Raw genomic sequence first — 16,859 nt, forward strand, 5'->3', positions numbered from 1 at the left:
GCGGGCACGGCAGGTGGGCCCCACCGCAACGGCCATCGTAAGCGAGGACCCCGCCACGCCGGGAGGGCTGCTGCCGCGTTCTCCCCGCCGCACCCTTCCAGGACAACGGCCGGGAGGGACGGAAGGTGCCGGGAAGCACCGAAAAGTGCTCGCATCCCACGCTCCGCATCACCAGAATTCCCCCATGGAACCCGCCACCCTGACCACGGAACGCCTGCTCATGCGGCCCTTCGCGCCCGAGGACGCCGAGGCGGCCTACACCGCCTGCCAGGATCCCGAGATCCAGCGCTGGACAGTTGTCCCGTCCCCGTACACCCGTGCCGACGCGGAGCTCTTCACCGCGAAGCTGTCACCCTCGGGCTGGCAGGACGACACGATGTACAACTTCGCGGTGCTGCTGCGCGACGGCGGACCGCTCGTCGGCGCCCTCGGCGTCAACCGCTGCGCACTTCCCGGCACCTACGAGATCGGCTTCTGGACGGCGAAGGAGCACCGCGGCTCGGGCTACACGACGGAGGCGGTGCTCTCGGCCGCCCACTGGGCGTTCACCGGCCTCGCCGCGGACCGCCTGGAGTGGCGGGCGGAGATCGGCAACACGCCGTCCCGGGCGGTCGCCCTGCGTGCCGGCTTCCGCATGGAGGGTGAGCAGCGGTCGGCGCTGTTCAACAAGGGGATACGGCGTGACAGCTGGAGCGGCGCGCTGCTCCCGGCCGACCTGGGTCTGCCCGGCACCCACCCCCATCGGCCGGCCCCCGATGTCAGTGGCGCGCTCTAGGGTTCGACGCATGACGTCTGTGCCGCAGCCCGTTCTGGAACTCTCCGCCGACCAGGCACGCCGGATCGCCCTGCGCGCCCAGGGCCTCCTGGGCGCCCCGGACCGCCGGGGCGGGGTCCACGGAGTGCTGCGCCGCCTCGGCGCGGTCCAGCTCGACACCATCTCCGTCCTGGCCAGGTCCCACGAGCTCGTGCCGTACGCGCGTCTCGGCGCGCTCGGCCGCCGCACGGTCGACGAGGCCTACTGGTCGGGCGGCCGCTCGTTCGAGTACTGGTCGCATGCCGCCTGCATCCTCCCGGTCGAGGAGTGGCCGCACTTCGCGTTCCGCCGCCGCGCCTACCGCTCCCGGCCGCACTGGCACCACGACCTGCCCGACGGGGCGTACGAGACGGTGATCAAGCAGCTGCGCACCGAGGGCCCGCTGACGGCCACCGAGCTGGGCGGCGCGAAGAACGGCGGCGAGTGGTGGGACTGGTCCGCCTCCAAGGTCGCCGTCGAGCGGGCCCTGATGTACGGCGAGGTGGTGTGCACCGAGCGGCGCGGCTGGAAGCGGGTCTACGACCTGGCCGAGCGGGCGATCCCTGACGCCCTGCTCCACGACGACCTGGACGACGCGGAGTGCCTGCGCCGGCTGGTCGCCCTGGCGGGGAGGTCACTGGGAGTCGGCACCCGGGCGGACATCGCCGACTACCACCGGCTCAAGGGCGAGCAGTTCGACGCCGTCGTGGCGGACTCCGGGCTCGTTCCGGTGTCGGTCCGGGGCTGGGCGAAGCAGGCGTGGGCAGACCCCGAGGCCCTGGCCTCGGAGCCGCGCGGGCGACACCGCACGACGCTGTTGTCACCGTTCGACTCACTGATCTGGGAGCGGGCGCGCACGGAGCGGATCTTCGGCTTCACCCATCGCCTGGAGGCGTACGTGCCCCGGCCCAAGCGGATCCACGGCTACTTCGCGATGCCCCTGCTGGCGGGCGGCAGGCTGCGGGGCCGGGTCGACCCGGGCAGGGAGGGGACCACTCTGGTCGCCCGCCAGGTGTCGCTCGACGGCGCGACGGCGGTGGCTCCGATGGCCGGGGCCCTCGTGGAGGCGGCCTCCTGGGTCGGCTGCACCGATGTGCGGCTGGAGCGGGTCGACGCACCGGAGCTGCGCGAGCCGCTGATGGCGGAGATCGCCCACGCCCTCACCTGAGGCACCCCGCGCTCCGGTCCGGCCGGGCCTACTGCCCGCTGAGCCGGAGTACGGCACTCACGTACAGGCTCACGGACACCGCCTGCAGCAGGAAGCCGAGGACCGTGTGCCCGATCAGCCCGTGCCCCGGGGCGAGGCCCAGATGCACCCGGGCCGCCCGGCTCACCCGGGGCGCGGGGATCCCTCGGGCGGCGTTCACTTCCGCCTTCTCGACCGCCCGGCGCAGCTTCTTGACGCTCCTCCGGGTCGTGACCCCCAGGCGTACGCCATGGGCGTCACGCACCAGCAGCAACCGGTGCGCACCGCCGTACGAGAAGGTCGTCACCAGCCGGACGGTGGTGAGCCGGTCGAGGTCGACGGACCGCTCTCCGGTCAGGGTGCGCGCGGTCAGGTGCGACGACGAGTGCCGGAACGGGGCCAGCTCCTCGCACAGTGCGGGCAGAAGCACGAAGCCGATCAAGGACAGCAGACCGAGCGCAAGGGGTGTGCCTTCGGGGAGCATCCCCGCCCTGGCCAAGGCGTAGCCGCCGCACGGCAGCAGAAGGAACGCCACCACCAGGCCCGATCCCCTGCGTGCCCGCACCACCGCACGGGCACGCTCCCCGCTGCTGATCGTGGTCGCCCCCACCGGCCCCCGCCCTTTCCGGTCAGGTCGTCCCAGCTCTTCAGGCAGGATGCCGACGTCCGCCGCGCTACCGGATCTCGAGGATCTTCTCCCGCATGGCATAGACCACGGCTTCCATCCGGGAGTGCAGCTGGAGCTTCTCCAGGATATTGCGGACGTGGTTCTTCACCGTGTTCTCGGAGATGAACAATTCCTTGGCGATATCGCGGTTGTTCATGCCGGTGGCCACGAGCTTGAGCACTTCCAGCTCCCGTTCGGTGAGTCGCGGCGCGGGGACGAGCCGGCGCTCGTCGGTGCGCTGGATCATCGACTTGAACTCGGTGAGCAGTTTGGAGGCCATCGACGGGCTGATCTGGGACTGTCCGTCCGCGACGGCGCGAATGGCGGTGGCCACCTCGTCGGTGGAGATCTCCTTGAGGAGGTAGCCGGTGGCGCCCGCCTTGATCGCCTCGTAGAGGTCGGCCTCCTCGTCGCTGATCGTCAGCATGATGATCTTCGCGCTGGGGGCCACCTCCTTGATGGAGGTGCAGGCCTCGATTCCGCCGCGCTTGGGCATCCGCACGTCCATCAGCACGATGTCGGGCAGCAGATCGGCGGCCTTGTCGACCGCCTCCGCCCCGTCCCCCGCCTCCCCGACGACCAGGATGTCCTCCTCCTGCGCGAGGACGATCTCCAGGCCTCTGCGAAAGAGCGCGTGGTCGTCCACCACGAGAACCCTGATGGGCTCCTTGCGGGAACCACCGTCGTCCGCAACGGAATCCGCACCGCGAGCGCTGTCGGCATCGTTCGTCCCGCGCACGGGTCCGAAGGTGTCCGCCATCGTTCCTCCCCCTGAAGGCCACTGCCTGCGGTCACAGGCGGTCCGCCAACGCCAGTGCACAGAGCACCGATTGGCCTGGGACGCCATGCTTTCATGCCTGGCCGCCGAAGCGGTGCCCCCGCGGTCGCACGTGGTGCCCCCGGACGCGTCCGCGCGCGTCCGGGGGCACCACGTATCGGCTGTGAGTGGTGGTGTCAGCCGCCGAGCGCACCGCCCGCGCCGCCCGCCTCGTCGGAGGCCAGCGGGTCGGTCCTCAGGTGGATGACACCGTAGTCGTAGGCGTGCCGCCGGTAGACGACACTGGGCTCCTTGGTCTCGGAGTCGACGAACAGATAGAAGTCGTGACCGACCAGCTCCATCTCGTAGAGCGCCTGGTCGAGCGTCATCGGTGCGGCGACGTGCGTCTTCTCGCGCATCACGAGCGGTCCTTCGCCCTGTACCTCGAGCGAGCCGATCTTCGTGGTGGGCACGGCGGGCGCCGGCTCGTCGGGGATCAGTTCGCCGTCCCCGTTGAACGAGGCCGCGTCCGGCACGACCTCCCCGACCTCGGCCGCGGACAGCCGGCCGCTGCCACGCCTGCTGTAGCGCTTGTCGTGCTCCTTGCGCAGCTGCGTGTCGAGCTTGTCGGTGGCCAGGTCCAGCGCTGCGTACGGGTCGCCTGCCGCCGCTTCCGCCCGGATGACCGGCCCACGCGAGCGGAGCGTGATCTCCACCCTTGCCGCACGGTCGGCCTGACGGGGATTCGGCTCCTTGGACACCTCGACGTCGAGGCTGATCACCTTGCCGTCGAACTTCTGGATCTTGTCCAGCTTCAGCTTCTCGGCCACGTGCTTGCGGAACCGCTCGGGCACCTCGGTCTTGCGGCCCTTGACGACGATGTCCACGCAGAACTCCGTTCCCGGATCGCTCCGCTTCGGCGGCGGAGCATCTCCCTTTTGCACCAGGCTCCGGTGATCGCCGGAGCCGCGGACTCGGTGGCTGTCACCTCCTCCTCCCCCGTCGGCAGGGTCTCCATCCCACCGATTTCCATGCTTCTGGCGTACTGGTGAGTTACCTGCCCGAAACCTGGTGGCGCATTCGTCGAGGTACGGAATTCACCGTCCCTCACAACCGAACATAGCCTGCCCACCACTGTGTCGGCACCCGCTACTCACGCGTACCTCCGATCGGGACGCTTTACCCACTCACTACCTGCAACGATGCAAGTTTTCTGTCAGTTCCGGTTTATTTCGAAAGCAGACGGAGAAGCTGCGACAACCGCTGCGCGAAGAGGCTCCGCCGTGCCGCTGTCGGCACGGCCCGAGGCACGCACGGCGCGCACCGCGCGGGCCGCCTCCGCCAGCGAGGACCCGGTCGTCAGCACGTCGTCCACCAGCACCACCCGGGCACCCCGGAGCAGCCTCCGGCCACCGTCGGCCACGGCCAGCGCGCCCGCGAGGTTCGCGTGGCGTTCCCCGGCCTTCAGCCCTGCCTGATCGGCCACGGCACGCCGCTGCCCCAGCACCGCGAACACCCTGGCCGCCGTGCCCCCGCGCCGGAGCTCGGCCGTGGCCGCGACCGCGATCCTGCGCGCCGGGTCGTGGCCGCGTCCCGCCGTGGCCCGCCGTGACGACGGGACGGGAACCAGCAGCAGCGGCCCCTCGTCCCCCTCATGCCCCGCTCCGGCCCGCACAGCGGCCGCCAGCGCCCCGCCGAGCGCCCCGGCCAGGCCGAGTACCCCTCGTTCCTTGTGGGCCAGCAGCGTCGCGCGTACGGCGTTCTCGTACGGGGCCGCCGCGTGGACCACAGGGAGGCCCGCCGGCTCGGGCGCCGGTCTCACTCTCCGCGGCACGGCCGCCAGCGCGGCGGCGCACTCCTCGCACAGCTCCGTCCGCGGCCTGCCGCAGCCTCCGCAGGCCACCGGCAGCACCAGTCCCACGATCTCCTGCCACCAACTCCGCACAGCCCCACTGTGCCGGGGCCGCGGACACTCGGCCACCCCTGTGGAAAACACCCTGTGGACAACCGGGCACGCCCCGCGGCGGACCCCCTGGCGGCATCCGCGCGGAAGCCCCGCTCAGCCCGGGTAGACCAGGGAGGAGCCCTCCTTGAGGACCGTCTGCCAGTTGTCCCCCGGCGACAGCTTCACTATCCCGTCGCTCTCGGTGTCCGCCATCAGCGGCAGTTGCTCGTCATCGGCGGCCGCGACCGCCGTCACCTGGTTCACACCCGGCAGGACTCCGGAGGACGACGTCGATCCGTCGGCCTGCACGTAACGCACCTGCTGCACACCGCCCTCCTCCTTGCCGACCACCACGAGCCGGCTGCGGCCGGACCAGGACACAGCGGTCACATCGGCGAGCTGCGGTGCGGCCTGGCGCAGATCCTCGACGGAGACCTGCTCGGCCTCGCCCGAGCCGTGACGCTCGACCCGGCCGATGTTCAGCGTCGTGTGCCCGTCCTTGAACACCTGCAGGGCGATCCGGACCCCGTCGGCCGACATCCGCAGCCCCTCGATCCGCCCGCCGTCCAGACCGGGTACCGCGACCTCCTGCGGCTCCCCCGCCCCGCCCACGAGACGCAGCAGCCTGGGATCCGCCGGGTCACGGTCGGCGACCCACAGATCGCCCCTGCCGTCCCAGCTCGGCGTGGACAGCCGGTCCGAGGCCTTCTTCGCGCGGCTGGTCACCACGGGCGGGGCCAGCTCGCTCTCCTCGGTGAGGGAGGAGACGTACAGCTGCTGCTGGTTCGCCGAGACCGCGGCGGCCTGCGTTTCGTCCCGGGCCACTCCCACGGCGCTCATGGCCACCGCCCCACCGCCCAGCGGGCCGATCACCGGTTCCGGTTCCCAGCTGCCCTTGCCGCTGCCGGAGAGGCGCTGCACATGCCCCTTGTCGTCGACGAAGTACTGGCTGTCGGGACCGGCGGAACCGTTGTCCGAGGCGAACTCCTCGGCCTCGTCGGCCCCGAGCGAGCACAGCGGGCCGTGCGCGCCCTGCAGCTCGACCTGTCCCACCCGGGCGGACGTCAGGTCCCGCAAGGTGAAGAGCACCTGGGCCGCCATCATCCGGCAGGCGTCCTGCCCCACCTGGTCGGCCTTCTTGTTGAGCGGCACCTTCAGGACGTTCTGGTCGTCCGTCGCCAGGGAGGTGACCCCTCGCCTCAGCGCCGTACCGGCGGGGAAGCGCGAATCCACCACCGGCCGCAGCCAGTCCGACGGGCCCTCCAGCAGCGTCCGTACCGTCTGGGTGGCCGTGTCCATCCGCGTCACGGGATCCGTGCGGTTCCGGACGTAGACGGGGTCGGTGACCAGCGCGGCAGCGTCGCCCGCGCGCCCCGCGGCGAAGTAGTACTTGTTCACGGGGCGGTAGAGACGCTTGAAGTCTGACTGTCCGAGCACCAGCCCGTCCGGCACGATGTCGATGCGCCACTCCGGCTTGCCGTCCGCCCCCTTCTCCTTGACCAGGTGAAGCGACTGGGAGTACTCCGCCGGAGCCAGCGGCCGGTAGGAGCTCTGCGCGTCGACCGCCGCCACCTGTTCCCCGGTCAGCGTGTAGGTGGTCTCCGCGGACCTGCGTTCCTTGTCGTGGATCGTGGGTCCGTTGCGGTTGGGCGCCTTCGCGAGCACCGTGGTGCCCTCGCTCGGCTGCCAGGTGCGCGCGGCCTCCGCGGTCAGATACTTACGCGTCGTCCGGAAGTCGGGGTCGTCGCTCGTCATGGACTCCAGGAACCCGTCGACGACCTCGATGGGAGCGGCGCCCTCCCTCGGAGGAACGGCGTACACCTGCACCTGCGAATCACCCGGCTGCGAGGCGTCGACCGGCTTCACGTCGCCGGTGACCGGCATCGCACCGCACCCGGCGAGCACCACGGCGCCGCAGCCGATCAGCGCGGACAACCGCACCGCCCGGCCATGGCCGCCCCGACGGCGTTCAGTGTCCACGAGTCGTGTCCTCCTGCTGTGGATCCTGCGTCTCCGGTTCGGCGCCCCCGCCGGGCCGGTCCCCGGCCGGACGCGACACCACACGTGCTCCGTTGCCCGGCAGCGCCGCCGGATGGACCGATGCCGGTGTACGCGCCGCCGCATGGCCGTGGGCCGGCACCGTCAGGTGCGGGCGCGCCGTGGAACCGCCCTGGTTCGGCACGGACGTCCGCCGGCTGTCGGCCGCCGGCGCCGCCTCGGCACGCTCGCGGTCCTCCCGGTTGCGCCGGGAGTCCTCCGGCTCCAGCGGTATCGGCGACCCGCGCAGCGGCTCGTCAGCCGTACGCGGCAGTGTCAGCCGGAACTGCGAGCCGCCACCGGGCTCGCCCCAGGCCTGCAGCCAGCCGCCGTGCAGCCGGGCGTCCTCGACGGCGATCGACAGCCCGAGGCCGGTGCCACCGGTGGTACGGGCGCGGGCCGGATCCGCCCGCCAGAAGCGGTTGAAGACCCGGGTCGCCTCGCCCGGCTTGAGTCCCACTCCGTAGTCCCTGACCGCGACGGCCACCGCGCCCTGGGCGACGCCCATGTACACGATGACGTCCCGGCCCTCGCCGTGCTCGACGGCGTTGACGACGAGATTGCGCAGGACCCGCTCGACACGGCGCGCGTCTGCCTCCGCGACCACGGGCTGTTCGTCACCCACCACCCGGATCCGGGTGCCCTTGCGCTCCGCGAGGGGCTCGGCACCGCCGATCACCCGCCGGACGACCGTGCGCAGATCTATCGGCTCGGCCTCCAGCGCCGCGGCCCCCGCGTCGAACCTGCTGATCTCCAGCAGGTCGGACAGCAGCGACTCGAAGCGGTCGAGCTGGTCGCCCAGCAGCTCCGCGGAACGGGCCGTGACGGGGTCGAAGTCGACGCGGGCCTCGTGGATGACGTCGGCCGCCATCCGCACGGTCGTCAGCGGGGTGCGCAGCTCATGGCTGACGTCCGAGACGAAACGCCGCTGCATGCGGGAGAGCTCCTCCAGCTGCTGGATCTTCAGCTGCAGGTTCTGCGCCATCTTGTTGAAGGCCTCGCCCAGGCGGGCGATGTCGTCCTCACCGGTGACCTTCATCCGCTCCTGGAGACGGCCCGCCGAGAGCCTCTCGGCGATCCCCGCCGCCATCCGTACGGGCGTGACGACCTGACGCACCACGAACCAGGCGATGGCACCGAGCAGCACGACCACGAACAGACCCGCCGTGGCCAGGGTCGTCGTGACCAGGGTGAGCGACTTCTCCTCCTGCGTGAGCGGGAAGAGGTAGTACAGCTCGTACGGATTGTGGTCCACGTCGTACAGCCGCTTGCCGACGACCAGCCCGGGTTCGGGATCCTTGCCGTACGAGTACCGGATCAACGAGTACGTCTGGAAGGCGCCGGCGCCCTCGCCGACGTCGTCCCTCAGCCTCTGCGGGATGCTCGATGCCTCCACGCTGCCCGAGCCCCGCGGGGCCCGGCTGGTGCCCTGCCCCATGGAGTCGTCACTGAGCGCCACCACGTTGAAGGCGTTCGCCCCACCGCTGGCGAGCTGGTCGACGAGCTCGGTGCGCCAGGAGGTGTTGGCCGTCATGCCGTCGGCGCCCTCCTCGGTCTGGTCACCGGGGACCAGCGGCGCGTTCGCGTTCGCCTGGGCCGCCGCGAAGCCGCCGGCCGCCTGTGTCTGGGCGGCCTTCCCCTTCGCCTCGAGCAGGCCGTTCCGCACCTGCCCGATCACGACGAAGCCCAGGAGCAGCACCACGCCGATCGACATCAACAGCGTTCCCGCCACGACGCGCAGCTGCAGGTTCCGCCGCCACAGCCGGACAGCGGGCAGCAACGGCCCACGGATCCACCGCATCAGGAGCCGAGGCACGGGACCGCCGGGCGTCCGGTCGTGGAACAACCGGCCGCCCCGCAGCACACGGCCGAGCCGGGAGGCCCTCCGTGCAGGACCGGCAGCCCGCTCCGGACGGACCCCGGACCCCCCGGGTGGCGGAGCAGCGCTGCCCAGGGTCATGTCAGCTCGGTCCGGCCTTGTAACCGACACCGCGGACGGTCACGACGATCTCCGGCCGCTCCGGGTCCTTCTCCACCTTCGAGCGAAGCCGCTGGACGTGGACGTTCACCAGGCGGGTGTCCGCGGCGTGGCGGTAGCCCCACACCTGCTCGAGCAGCACCTCGCGGGTGAACACCTGCCACGGCTTGCGGGCGAGAGCGACCAGCAGGTCGAACTCCAGCGGGGTGAGGGCGATCGACTGCCCCTCCCGCTTCACGGAGTGGCCCGCCACGTCGATGACCAGGTCACCGATGGTCAGCTGCTCCGGCGCGGGCTCTTCGGACCTCCGCAGACGTGCCCTGATCCGGGCGACCAACTCCTTCGGTTTGAACGGCTTGACGATGTAGTCGTCGGCCCCGGATTCCAGGCCCACCACCACATCCACCGTGTCGCTCTTGGCAGTGAGCATGACGATCGGCACACCTGACTCGGCCCTGATCAGCCGGCAGACCTCGATGCCGTCCCGTCCGGGCAGCATGAGGTCCAGCAGCACCAGGTCCGGCTTGGCCTCACGAAATGCGGCCAGTGCCTTGTCGCCGTCCGCTACGAACGACGGCTCGAAACCTTCTCCACGCAACACGATGCCGAGCATCTCGGCCAGTGCGGTGTCGTCGTCGACGACAAGGACGCGTCCCTTCATAAACGACATCATCCCATTAGCTAATCGTTACCTGCGATGACCTGGCACACAGCTCTGCCAGTCCGACCCCCGTGACCGGGGAAATCACACCCTCCTCCGTGACGATCGCCGTGACCAGTTCGGGCGGCGTGATGTCGAATGCGGGGTTGTACGCCTGGGTTCCCGGGGGTGCGACAGCCGTCCCGCCCCCCTCATCCCCGGCCGGAGCACCCGGCCTGAATGTGAGCTCCGTCACTTCCGCCGCGGAACGCTGCTCCACGACGATGGATGTACCGTCCACCGTTTTCGGATCGACCGTGGTGGTCGGCGCCACGACGACGAACGGCACGTGGTGGTACTTCGCGAGCACCGCCAGCGGATAGCTCCCCACCTTGTTGGCCACCGAGCCGTCCGCCGCGATGCGGTCCGCCCCGATGAGTACGGCATCCACCTCCCCCGCCGCAAACAGCGAACCCGCCGCGCTGTCCGTGAGCAGGGTGTACGGCATCCCGTGCCGCCGCGCCTCGAACGCCGTCAGACGGGCGCCCTGGAGGAGCGGCCGGGTCTCGTCCACCCACAGCTGCCGCAGGCTCCCCTCCCGGTGTGCCCTCAGAGCCACCGCGAAGGCCGTCCCGGCACCGCCGGACACCAGCGCGCCGGTGTTGCAGTGGGTGAGCAGCCGATGGCCGCCTCCGGGCAGGAGTTCGGCCAGCAGCTCCAGACCGTACTGCGCCATCCGCTCGCTGGCCGCCGCGTCCTCCTCGTGGAGAGCCCGCGCCTCGGCGAGGGCCGCCGCGGCAGCCGCCTCCGGGCCGGAGCCGCCCCCCACCGCCGCCCGGTACCTGGCTGCCACCCGCCGCGCCCCGTACCCGAGATTCACCGCGGTGGGCCGCGCCCGCTCCAGCAGCTCGGCGGCCCTGGCCACGTCCTCGCCCCGGGCGGCGGCCAGCGCCACCCCGTACGCCCCGGCGATGCCCAGCAGAGGCGCACCCCGCACGGCCAGTGCCTGGATCGCACGCACCAGAGCCGGCACATCGCCGCACACCAGCTCCGCCTCCTCGGCGGGCAGCCGCGTCTGGTCGAGGAGCACCACCGCGGGTCCCCCCGGCGGGTCGTCCCAGCGGATTACGGAGAGAGCCGGAGGGCCGGTATGCACCGGCGTTCGCGCGTCCTGATCAGCCATCTGCCCAGTCTGCCCGCTGAACGGCTCGCGCACGAAGGCAAGAAGGAGATACAGCGCCCGGTCCGCACCGGACCCGCGCGTGGCACGATGGCTGGCAACCTGCCGCCCCGATGAGCGGACAGGACGGTGAAGGAGCAACGATGAACGACTCTCCGGGCTGGGCTTCGCCCGGATCCGCCCCCTCCGACGGCCAGGAGACGGGCATTCCCAGGCCCTCCTCGCCCGTTGACGGAGGCGGCGCAGCCGGACAGTGGTCTCCTGCACAGCCTCCTCCGGGGCAGTGGTCCCCGCCGAGCGCCCCCGGCAACGGCCCGGGCGCACCTCCGCCCGCTCCTGGCTGGGGTGGCATGCCACAGGGGCCCGGATGGGGCCACGCACCGATGGCCGCGAAGCCCGGCGTGATCCCGCTCCGCCCCCTGGGAGTCGGCGAAATCCTGGACGGCGCGGTGTCCACCATGCGCACCCACTGGCGCACGGTGCTCGGCATCAGCCTCACCGTGTCCGTGATCGCCGAGATCGCGATCATTCTCGTGCAGCGCTACCTCCTGCCCCAGCAGAAGTCGATCGATCCGAACGCGACCGGCACGGAGGCACTCCGCCAGGCGACCGACTCCGCTCAGTCGCAGCTGCTCAACAGCGCCCCGAGCACGCTCATCACGATGATCGCCACCTTGATCACCACCTCGGTCCTCACCGTGGTGATCAGCCGCTCCGTCCTGGGCCGCGGTGTGACGCTCTCCGAGGCCTGGTCCGAGGCACGCCCCCGGCTCCTGCCCCTGCTCGGCCTGACCCTTCTGCTGAGCCTGATGAGTGCCGCGATCATGGCGGCCGGACTGGTACCGGGCCTGGCCCTGGGCGACGGGGCCGGCGGGCTCGCGTTGACCGTCCTCGGCTTCCTCGCCTCCTGCGGCGTCGCTCTCTGGCTGATGATCCGCTTCATGCTCGCGGCACCGGCGCTGATGCTGGAACGACAGTCCGTGCTGACCGCACTCCGCCGGTCCGCCAAACTGGTCAAGGGCAGCTGGTGGCGGACCTTCGGCATCCTCGCGCTCACCTACCTGCTGGTCATCATCCTGACCTTGATCATCGCGATCCCGTTCGGCATCATCGCCATGACCGTGGACAGCGACGGCCTGAGCGAGTTCCTGAACAGCAGCTCGACGGAGTTCGGCTGGCCGTTCCTGATCATCACGGGCATCGGTGAAGTGGTCATCTCGACGCTGGCCTACCCCTTCACCGCGGGAGTGATGGCCCTGCTCTACGTCGACCAGCGCATCCGCCGCGAGGCACTCGACCTCGACCTCGCACGGGCCGCGGGCGTACCCGGCTACGACAACCCCAGGAGCTGATGCGGTGACGGGGGTGGGGGGCACCACCGCTGCGGTACGGCTCATCCGGGCGAGCGAGGACATACCCGTGGACACCCCACGGCTCCCCGCACGTGAAGCGGCTCGGGACGAACTGTCGGACCCGATGTACCACGAGCACGATCCGAACCTCCTCGAACGCGGCCTCGACCGCTTCTGGGACTGGATCGGCGACCTCTTCTCCGGGGCCGCCGGGGCAGCCCCCGGCGGCCCGCTCGGGCTCGTCGTGCTCGTCCTGGCCGCCGTCGGCCTGCTCGCCGCACTCTGGTGGAGACTCGGCACACCGCAGCGCGCCCTCCGTTCGCCGGAGACGCTCTTCGACAGCACCACCCGCAACGCGTCCGACCACCGCGCCGCGGCCACCGCGCATGCCGAGGCCCGGCGCTGGACGGAGGCCGTCCAGGAACGGATGCGTGCCCTCGTACGCTCCCTCGAGGACCGGGCCGTCCTCGACCCGCGCCCCGGCCGCACCGCGGACGAGGCTGCCGCCGAGGCAGGCCGGCTGCTGCCCGCACACGCCGGACGGCTCCGCGCCGCCGCCCGCGTCTTCGACGACGTCACATACGGCGGCCGCACCGCCGACGAGGCCGCGTACGCCGCTCTGACCACGCTCGACCTGGACCTCGGGGCCGCCAGGCCCCTGCCGGCCACCGGAACGGACCGGGAGGCCACCGGATGACCACCACCACGGCCGCTCCCACCACGGCCGATGCCCGCACCCCCCACCAGGTCTGGCTTCGCGTCCGAGGGCTGCTGCTCGCCGCCCTCGTCCTCGTCGTCGCAGGGGTGGCCTTCGCCGCTGTCCGCTCCGGTGGGCAGCACGGCAGGCTGGACCCCCGCTCCGCGGACCCCTACGGCAGCAGGGCCGTCGCCGAACTCCTCGAGGACCGCGGAGTGTCGGTCGACGTCGTCACCACCCTCGACGAAGCCACGGGGGCGATCGGACCGGACACCACCCTGCTCGTCGCGGGCCCCAACGTCCTCACGGCTCATCAACAGCACCGCCTCCACGCGGCAACCGCCACCTCCGCGGGCCGTACCGTCCTGATCGCACCCGCCGGCACCTCCGTGCCCCGGCTCGCACCCGGCGTACGCCAGGCCTCGCACAGACCCGTGACCGCCCGCCCTCCACGCTGCGTACTCCCCGCGGCCCGCGCCGCGGGAGCCAGCGACCTCGGCGGCATCCACTACGCCACGTCCGAGCCCGGCGCCACCGCGTGCTACCAGGACGACGAGCTTGCCCCTCTCCTCGTCCTGCCGGGCCGCCGCGGCGCTGACACCGTGCTGCTCGGCTCCCCCGACCTCCTCTACAACAACCGCCTCGACCAGCAGGGCAATGCCTCGCTGGGCCTGCAACTCCTCGGTTCCCACCCGCATCTCCTCTGGTACCTCCCCTCGCTCGACGATCCCTCCGCAGCCGAAGGCGGCACGGGGACGGACAACGGGGCCGGCAGCGGTGACGACGAAGCCGGAGGAGAGAGCGACTTCATCGGCCTCATCCCCTCGGGCTGGCTCTGGGGCACCGCCCAACTCGCACTGGCAGCCGTCCTTGCCGCCATCTGGCGCGCCCGCCGACTCGGCCCCCTGGTCACCGAACGGCTCCCGGTGGCCATCCGCGCCTCCGAATCCACCGAGGGACGCGCCCGCCTCTACCGCAAGGCCGACGCCCGTGACCGCGCCGCCTCGGCACTGCGCTCCGCCACACGGACCCGCATCTCTCCCCTCCTCGGGGTGTCCCCCCGCGACGCCCACTCCCCCGCGATCCTCCTGCCCGCCGTCGCCTCACGCCTCAGCACCTCTGGCGGCGACCCCGGAGCTCTCCTCTTCGGCCCGGCCCCGGCCGACGACGCCGCACTTGTCCTTCTGACCGATCAACTCGACGCCCTCGAAAGAGAGGTACGCACGTCATGAGCGCCCCGACCCCGGAGACCGCCGAGACCGCGGCAGACGCAGGGACCGTGATCCCCGCCCACTCCGACAGCGCCCGCGCATCCCTGGAAGCTCTGCGTTCCGAGATCGCCAAGGCCGTGGTCGGCCAGGATCCAGCCGTCACCGGACTGGTCGTCGCTCTCCTCTGCCGGGGCCATGTCCTCCTCGAAGGCGTCCCCGGAGTCGCGAAGACCCTCCTGGTCCGCGCCCTCGCCGCCTCACTCGAACTCGACACCAAGCGCGTTCAGTTCACCCCCGATCTGATGCCCAGCGATGTGACGGGCTCCCTCGTCTACGACGCCCGCACCGCCGAGTTCTCCTTCCAGCCCGGGCCGGTCTTCACCAACCTCCTGCTGGCCGACGAGATCAACCGCACCCCTCCCAAGACGCAGTCCTCCCTCCTGGAGGCCATGGAGGAACGCCAGGTCACCGTCGACGGGTCCCCCCGGCCCCTGCCTGATCCCTTCCTGGTAGCGGCCACCCAGAACCCGGTCGAATACGAGGGCACCTACCCGCTGCCCGAGGCCCAACTGGACCGCTTCCTGCTCAAGCTGACGGTGCCTCTCCCTTCACGCGAGGACGAGATCAACGTGCTCACCCGTCACGCGGACGGGTTCAACCCCCGCGATCTCGCGGCAGCGGGCATACGGCCCGTGGCCGGCCCCGCCGACCTCGAAGCGGCCCGCGCCGCCGTCGCCAAGACCTCGGTCTCACCCGAGATCGCCGCCTACGTCGTGGATATCTGCCGTGCCACGCGCGAATCCCCCTCGCTCACCCTCGGCGCCTCCCCCCGAGGAGCCACCGCACTGCTCTCCACCGCACGGGCATGGGCCTGGCTCACAGGCCGGGACTACGTCATCCCGGACGACGTGAAGGCCCTGGCTCTACCCACACTCCGTCATCGCCTACAGCTGCGCCCCGAAGCGGAGATGGAGGGAGTCACCGCCGACTCCGTCATCACCGCTGTCCTCGCCCACGTCCCCGTCCCCCGGTGAGGCGGTGACCATGGCCCTCACCGGTAGGGCCGCCCTGGTGGCGGCCCTGGGGTCACTCCCCGTAGGCATCCTGGCCCCGAGCTGGACGGGCATGCTCGCGGTCAATGTCCCGCTCTCACTGGCAATTCTGTGCGACTACGCCCTGGCCGCGCCAGTGCGTACGCTGCAGTTCACCCGATCCGGTGATACATCCGTTCGACTCGGCGACACCGCCGCTGTGCAACTCACCGTGACCAACCCGTCCCGCCGTCGGTTCCGCGCGCACCTGCGCGACGCCTGGCCCCCCAGCAGTTGGACCTCGGAAGCAGAACAAGCCGCGTCCCGCCACGCATTCGCCCTGCCCCCCGGTGAACGACGTCGCCTCACGACCCTGCTGCGCCCCTCACGACGGGGAGACCGCCAAGCCGACCGCGTCTCCATCAGGTCGTTCGGGCCACTGGGTCTCGCGGCCCGCCAGGGCTACCACCGGGTGCCCTGGACGGTCCGGGTGCTGCCGCCCTTCACGAGCCGGAAGCATCTGCCGTCGCGACTCGCGAGACTGCGCGAACTCGACGGCCGCACCAGCGTGCTCACGCGGGGCGAAGGAACGGAGTTCGACAGCCTGCGCGCCTATGTACCGGGAGACGACACCCGTTCCATCGACTGGCGGGCGACCGCGCGCCAGTCCGCGGTCGCTGTCCGCACATGGCGCCCCGAGCGCGACCGCCACATCCTCGTCGTCCTCGACACCGGCCGCACGTCGGCGGGGAGGGTGGGCGACGTGCCGCGGCTCGACGCCGCCATGGACGCGACCCTCCTGCTCACCGCACTCGCCACCCGCGCGGGCGACCGTGTGAACCTGCTCGCGTACGACCGTCGTGTCCGGGCCCAGATCCAGGGCAGAACGGCACGGGGGGACGTGCTGTCGACCCTTGTCAGCACGTTGGCCACCCTGGAGCCCGAACTCGTGGAGACCGACGCCCGCGGCCTCAGCACAGCTGCACTGGCCAACGCCCCCAAGCGTTCACTGATCGTGCTGCTCACGAGTCTGGATACCGCTCCGATCGAGGAAGGCCTCCTGCCGGTGCTTCCTCAGCTCACCCAGCGCCACACGGTCCTGGTGGCGGCGGTCGCCGACCCCCAGGTCGAGACGATGGCACGCGCGCGGGGCACAGTGGACGCGGTTTACGAGGCTGCGGCCGGCACGCAGACACAGGTCCAGCGCCGTCGCACCGCGGACCAGCTCCGCCGCCATGGAGTCACCGTCGTCGATGCGGGACCGGAACAGCTCGCGCCCGCACTGGCTGACGCCTACCTCGCGCTCAAGGCGGCCGGCCGGCTCTGAGCCGTGCATCCGCAACGGCATCGCGGTCCTTTACGGGGGCCAGGTCCTCGCAACAGCC

General features: G+C 71.4%; 15 protein-coding genes. 7 read left to right on the forward strand and 8 right to left on the reverse strand.

The genetic code is table 11. The annotated features are described in order from the left end of the window. Positions 1-184: 184 nt before the first annotated feature. A complete protein-coding gene (locus OG488_RS14880) occupies positions 185-775 on the forward strand; it encodes a GNAT family N-acetyltransferase (RefSeq protein WP_329229524.1) in 591 nt (196 codons plus the stop codon). A 10-nt stretch (positions 776-785) separates the two neighbouring features. Continuing rightward, positions 786-1,961, forward strand: a complete 1,176-nt coding sequence (locus OG488_RS14885) for a winged helix-turn-helix domain-containing protein (protein WP_329229526.1) — start codon at positions 786-788, stop codon at positions 1,959-1,961. A gap of 28 nt (positions 1,962-1,989) precedes the next feature. Here the strand turns inward: OG488_RS14885 and OG488_RS14890 are convergent, their stop codons facing one another. From OG488_RS14890 to mtnA, 8 genes are all read right to left on the reverse strand, one after another. Continuing rightward, on the reverse strand, positions 1,990-2,589 hold the full coding sequence (locus OG488_RS14890; protein ID WP_329229528.1) for a hypothetical protein: 600 nt from the start codon (positions 2,587-2,589) through the stop codon (positions 1,990-1,992). A 64-nt stretch (positions 2,590-2,653) separates the two neighbouring features. After that, the gene (locus tag OG488_RS14895; protein ID WP_329229530.1) at positions 2,654-3,406 is read right to left on the reverse strand and encodes a response regulator transcription factor; all 753 of its coding nucleotides are present in this window, start codon (positions 3,404-3,406) and stop codon (positions 2,654-2,656) included. 194 nt (positions 3,407-3,600) lie between these two features. Then, positions 3,601-4,290: a ribosome hibernation-promoting factor, HPF/YfiA family gene (gene hpf / locus OG488_RS14900; RefSeq protein ID WP_329229532.1), complete on the reverse strand. Its 690-nt coding sequence runs from the start codon at positions 4,288-4,290 to the stop codon at positions 3,601-3,603. A gap of 329 nt (positions 4,291-4,619) precedes the next feature. After that, a complete protein-coding gene (locus OG488_RS14905; RefSeq protein WP_329229534.1) occupies positions 4,620-5,348 on the reverse strand; it encodes a ComF family protein in 729 nt (242 codons plus the stop codon). Between the two features lie 114 nt (positions 5,349-5,462). Next, entirely contained in the window at positions 5,463-7,328 is a 1,866-nt protein-coding gene (locus tag OG488_RS14910) for an LpqB family beta-propeller domain-containing protein (RefSeq protein ID WP_329229536.1), read from the reverse strand. Further along, positions 7,318-9,345, reverse strand: coding sequence for an MtrAB system histidine kinase MtrB (gene mtrB / locus OG488_RS14915; protein WP_329229538.1), 2,028 nt, complete (start codon positions 9,343-9,345; stop codon positions 7,318-7,320). The genes OG488_RS14910 and mtrB overlap by 11 nt, the downstream gene beginning before the upstream one ends. Position 9,346: 1 nt before the next feature. Next, the gene (gene mtrA, locus OG488_RS14920) at positions 9,347-10,036 is read right to left on the reverse strand and encodes a two-component system response regulator MtrA (RefSeq protein WP_187282414.1); all 690 of its coding nucleotides are present in this window, start codon (positions 10,034-10,036) and stop codon (positions 9,347-9,349) included. 4 nt (positions 10,037-10,040) lie between these two features. Next, positions 10,041-11,186: an S-methyl-5-thioribose-1-phosphate isomerase gene (gene mtnA, locus OG488_RS14925; protein WP_329229541.1), complete on the reverse strand. Its 1,146-nt coding sequence runs from the start codon at positions 11,184-11,186 to the stop codon at positions 10,041-10,043. A 140-nt stretch (positions 11,187-11,326) separates the two neighbouring features. On the opposite strand from mtnA, the gene OG488_RS14930 reads away from it, so the two are divergent. The 5 genes from OG488_RS14930 to OG488_RS14950 are packed head-to-tail and all read left to right on the forward strand — an operon-like array spanning position 11,327 to position 16,801. Further along, entirely contained in the window at positions 11,327-12,535 is a 1,209-nt protein-coding gene (locus tag OG488_RS14930; RefSeq protein WP_329229542.1) for a glycerophosphoryl diester phosphodiesterase membrane domain-containing protein, read from the forward strand. A 4-nt stretch (positions 12,536-12,539) separates the two neighbouring features. Continuing rightward, on the forward strand, positions 12,540-13,232 hold the full coding sequence (locus tag OG488_RS14935; RefSeq protein ID WP_329229544.1) for a DUF4129 domain-containing protein: 693 nt from the start codon (positions 12,540-12,542) through the stop codon (positions 13,230-13,232). Further along, the gene (locus tag OG488_RS14940; RefSeq protein WP_329229546.1) at positions 13,229-14,464 is read left to right on the forward strand and encodes a DUF4350 domain-containing protein; all 1,236 of its coding nucleotides are present in this window, start codon (positions 13,229-13,231) and stop codon (positions 14,462-14,464) included. The genes OG488_RS14935 and OG488_RS14940 overlap by 4 nt, the downstream gene beginning before the upstream one ends. Continuing rightward, positions 14,461-15,477 (forward strand): AAA family ATPase, encoded by a 1,017-nt coding sequence (locus OG488_RS14945; protein ID WP_329229548.1) that lies wholly within the window; start codon positions 14,461-14,463, stop codon positions 15,475-15,477. The genes OG488_RS14940 and OG488_RS14945 overlap by 4 nt, the downstream gene beginning before the upstream one ends. Positions 15,478-15,487: 10 nt before the next feature. Then, positions 15,488-16,801: a DUF58 domain-containing protein gene (locus OG488_RS14950; RefSeq protein ID WP_329229549.1), complete on the forward strand. Its 1,314-nt coding sequence runs from the start codon at positions 15,488-15,490 to the stop codon at positions 16,799-16,801. Positions 16,802-16,859 lie beyond the last annotated feature (58 nt).

Source organism: Streptomyces sp. NBC_01460 (assembly GCF_036227405.1).
GTDB lineage: Bacteria > Actinomycetota > Actinomycetes > Streptomycetales > Streptomycetaceae > Streptomyces.

Bases quoted from the DNA above. Each gene is read 5' to 3' on its own strand.
- mtrB (WP_329229538.1), bottom strand. From the start codon at position 9,345: ATGACCCTGGGCAGCGCTGCTCCGCCACCCGGGGGGTCCGGGGTCCGT.
- OG488_RS14930 (WP_329229542.1), top strand. From the start codon at position 11,327: ATGAACGACTCTCCGGGCTGGGCTTCGCCCGGATCCGCCCCCTCCGAC.
- OG488_RS14885 (WP_329229526.1), top strand. From the start codon at position 786: ATGACGTCTGTGCCGCAGCCCGTTCTGGAACTCTCCGCCGACCAGGCA.
- OG488_RS14880 (WP_329229524.1), top strand. From the start codon at position 185: ATGGAACCCGCCACCCTGACCACGGAACGCCTGCTCATGCGGCCCTTC.
- OG488_RS14940 (WP_329229546.1), top strand. From the start codon at position 13,229: ATGACCACCACCACGGCCGCTCCCACCACGGCCGATGCCCGCACCCCC.
- mtnA (WP_329229541.1), bottom strand. From the start codon at position 11,186: ATGGCTGATCAGGACGCGCGAACGCCGGTGCATACCGGCCCTCCGGCT.
- OG488_RS14950 (WP_329229549.1), top strand. From the start codon at position 15,488: ATGGCCCTCACCGGTAGGGCCGCCCTGGTGGCGGCCCTGGGGTCACTC.
- OG488_RS14945 (WP_329229548.1), top strand. From the start codon at position 14,461: ATGAGCGCCCCGACCCCGGAGACCGCCGAGACCGCGGCAGACGCAGGG.
- OG488_RS14895 (WP_329229530.1), bottom strand. From the start codon at position 3,406: ATGGCGGACACCTTCGGACCCGTGCGCGGGACGAACGATGCCGACAGC.
- mtrA (WP_187282414.1), bottom strand. From the start codon at position 10,036: ATGATGTCGTTTATGAAGGGACGCGTCCTTGTCGTCGACGACGACACC.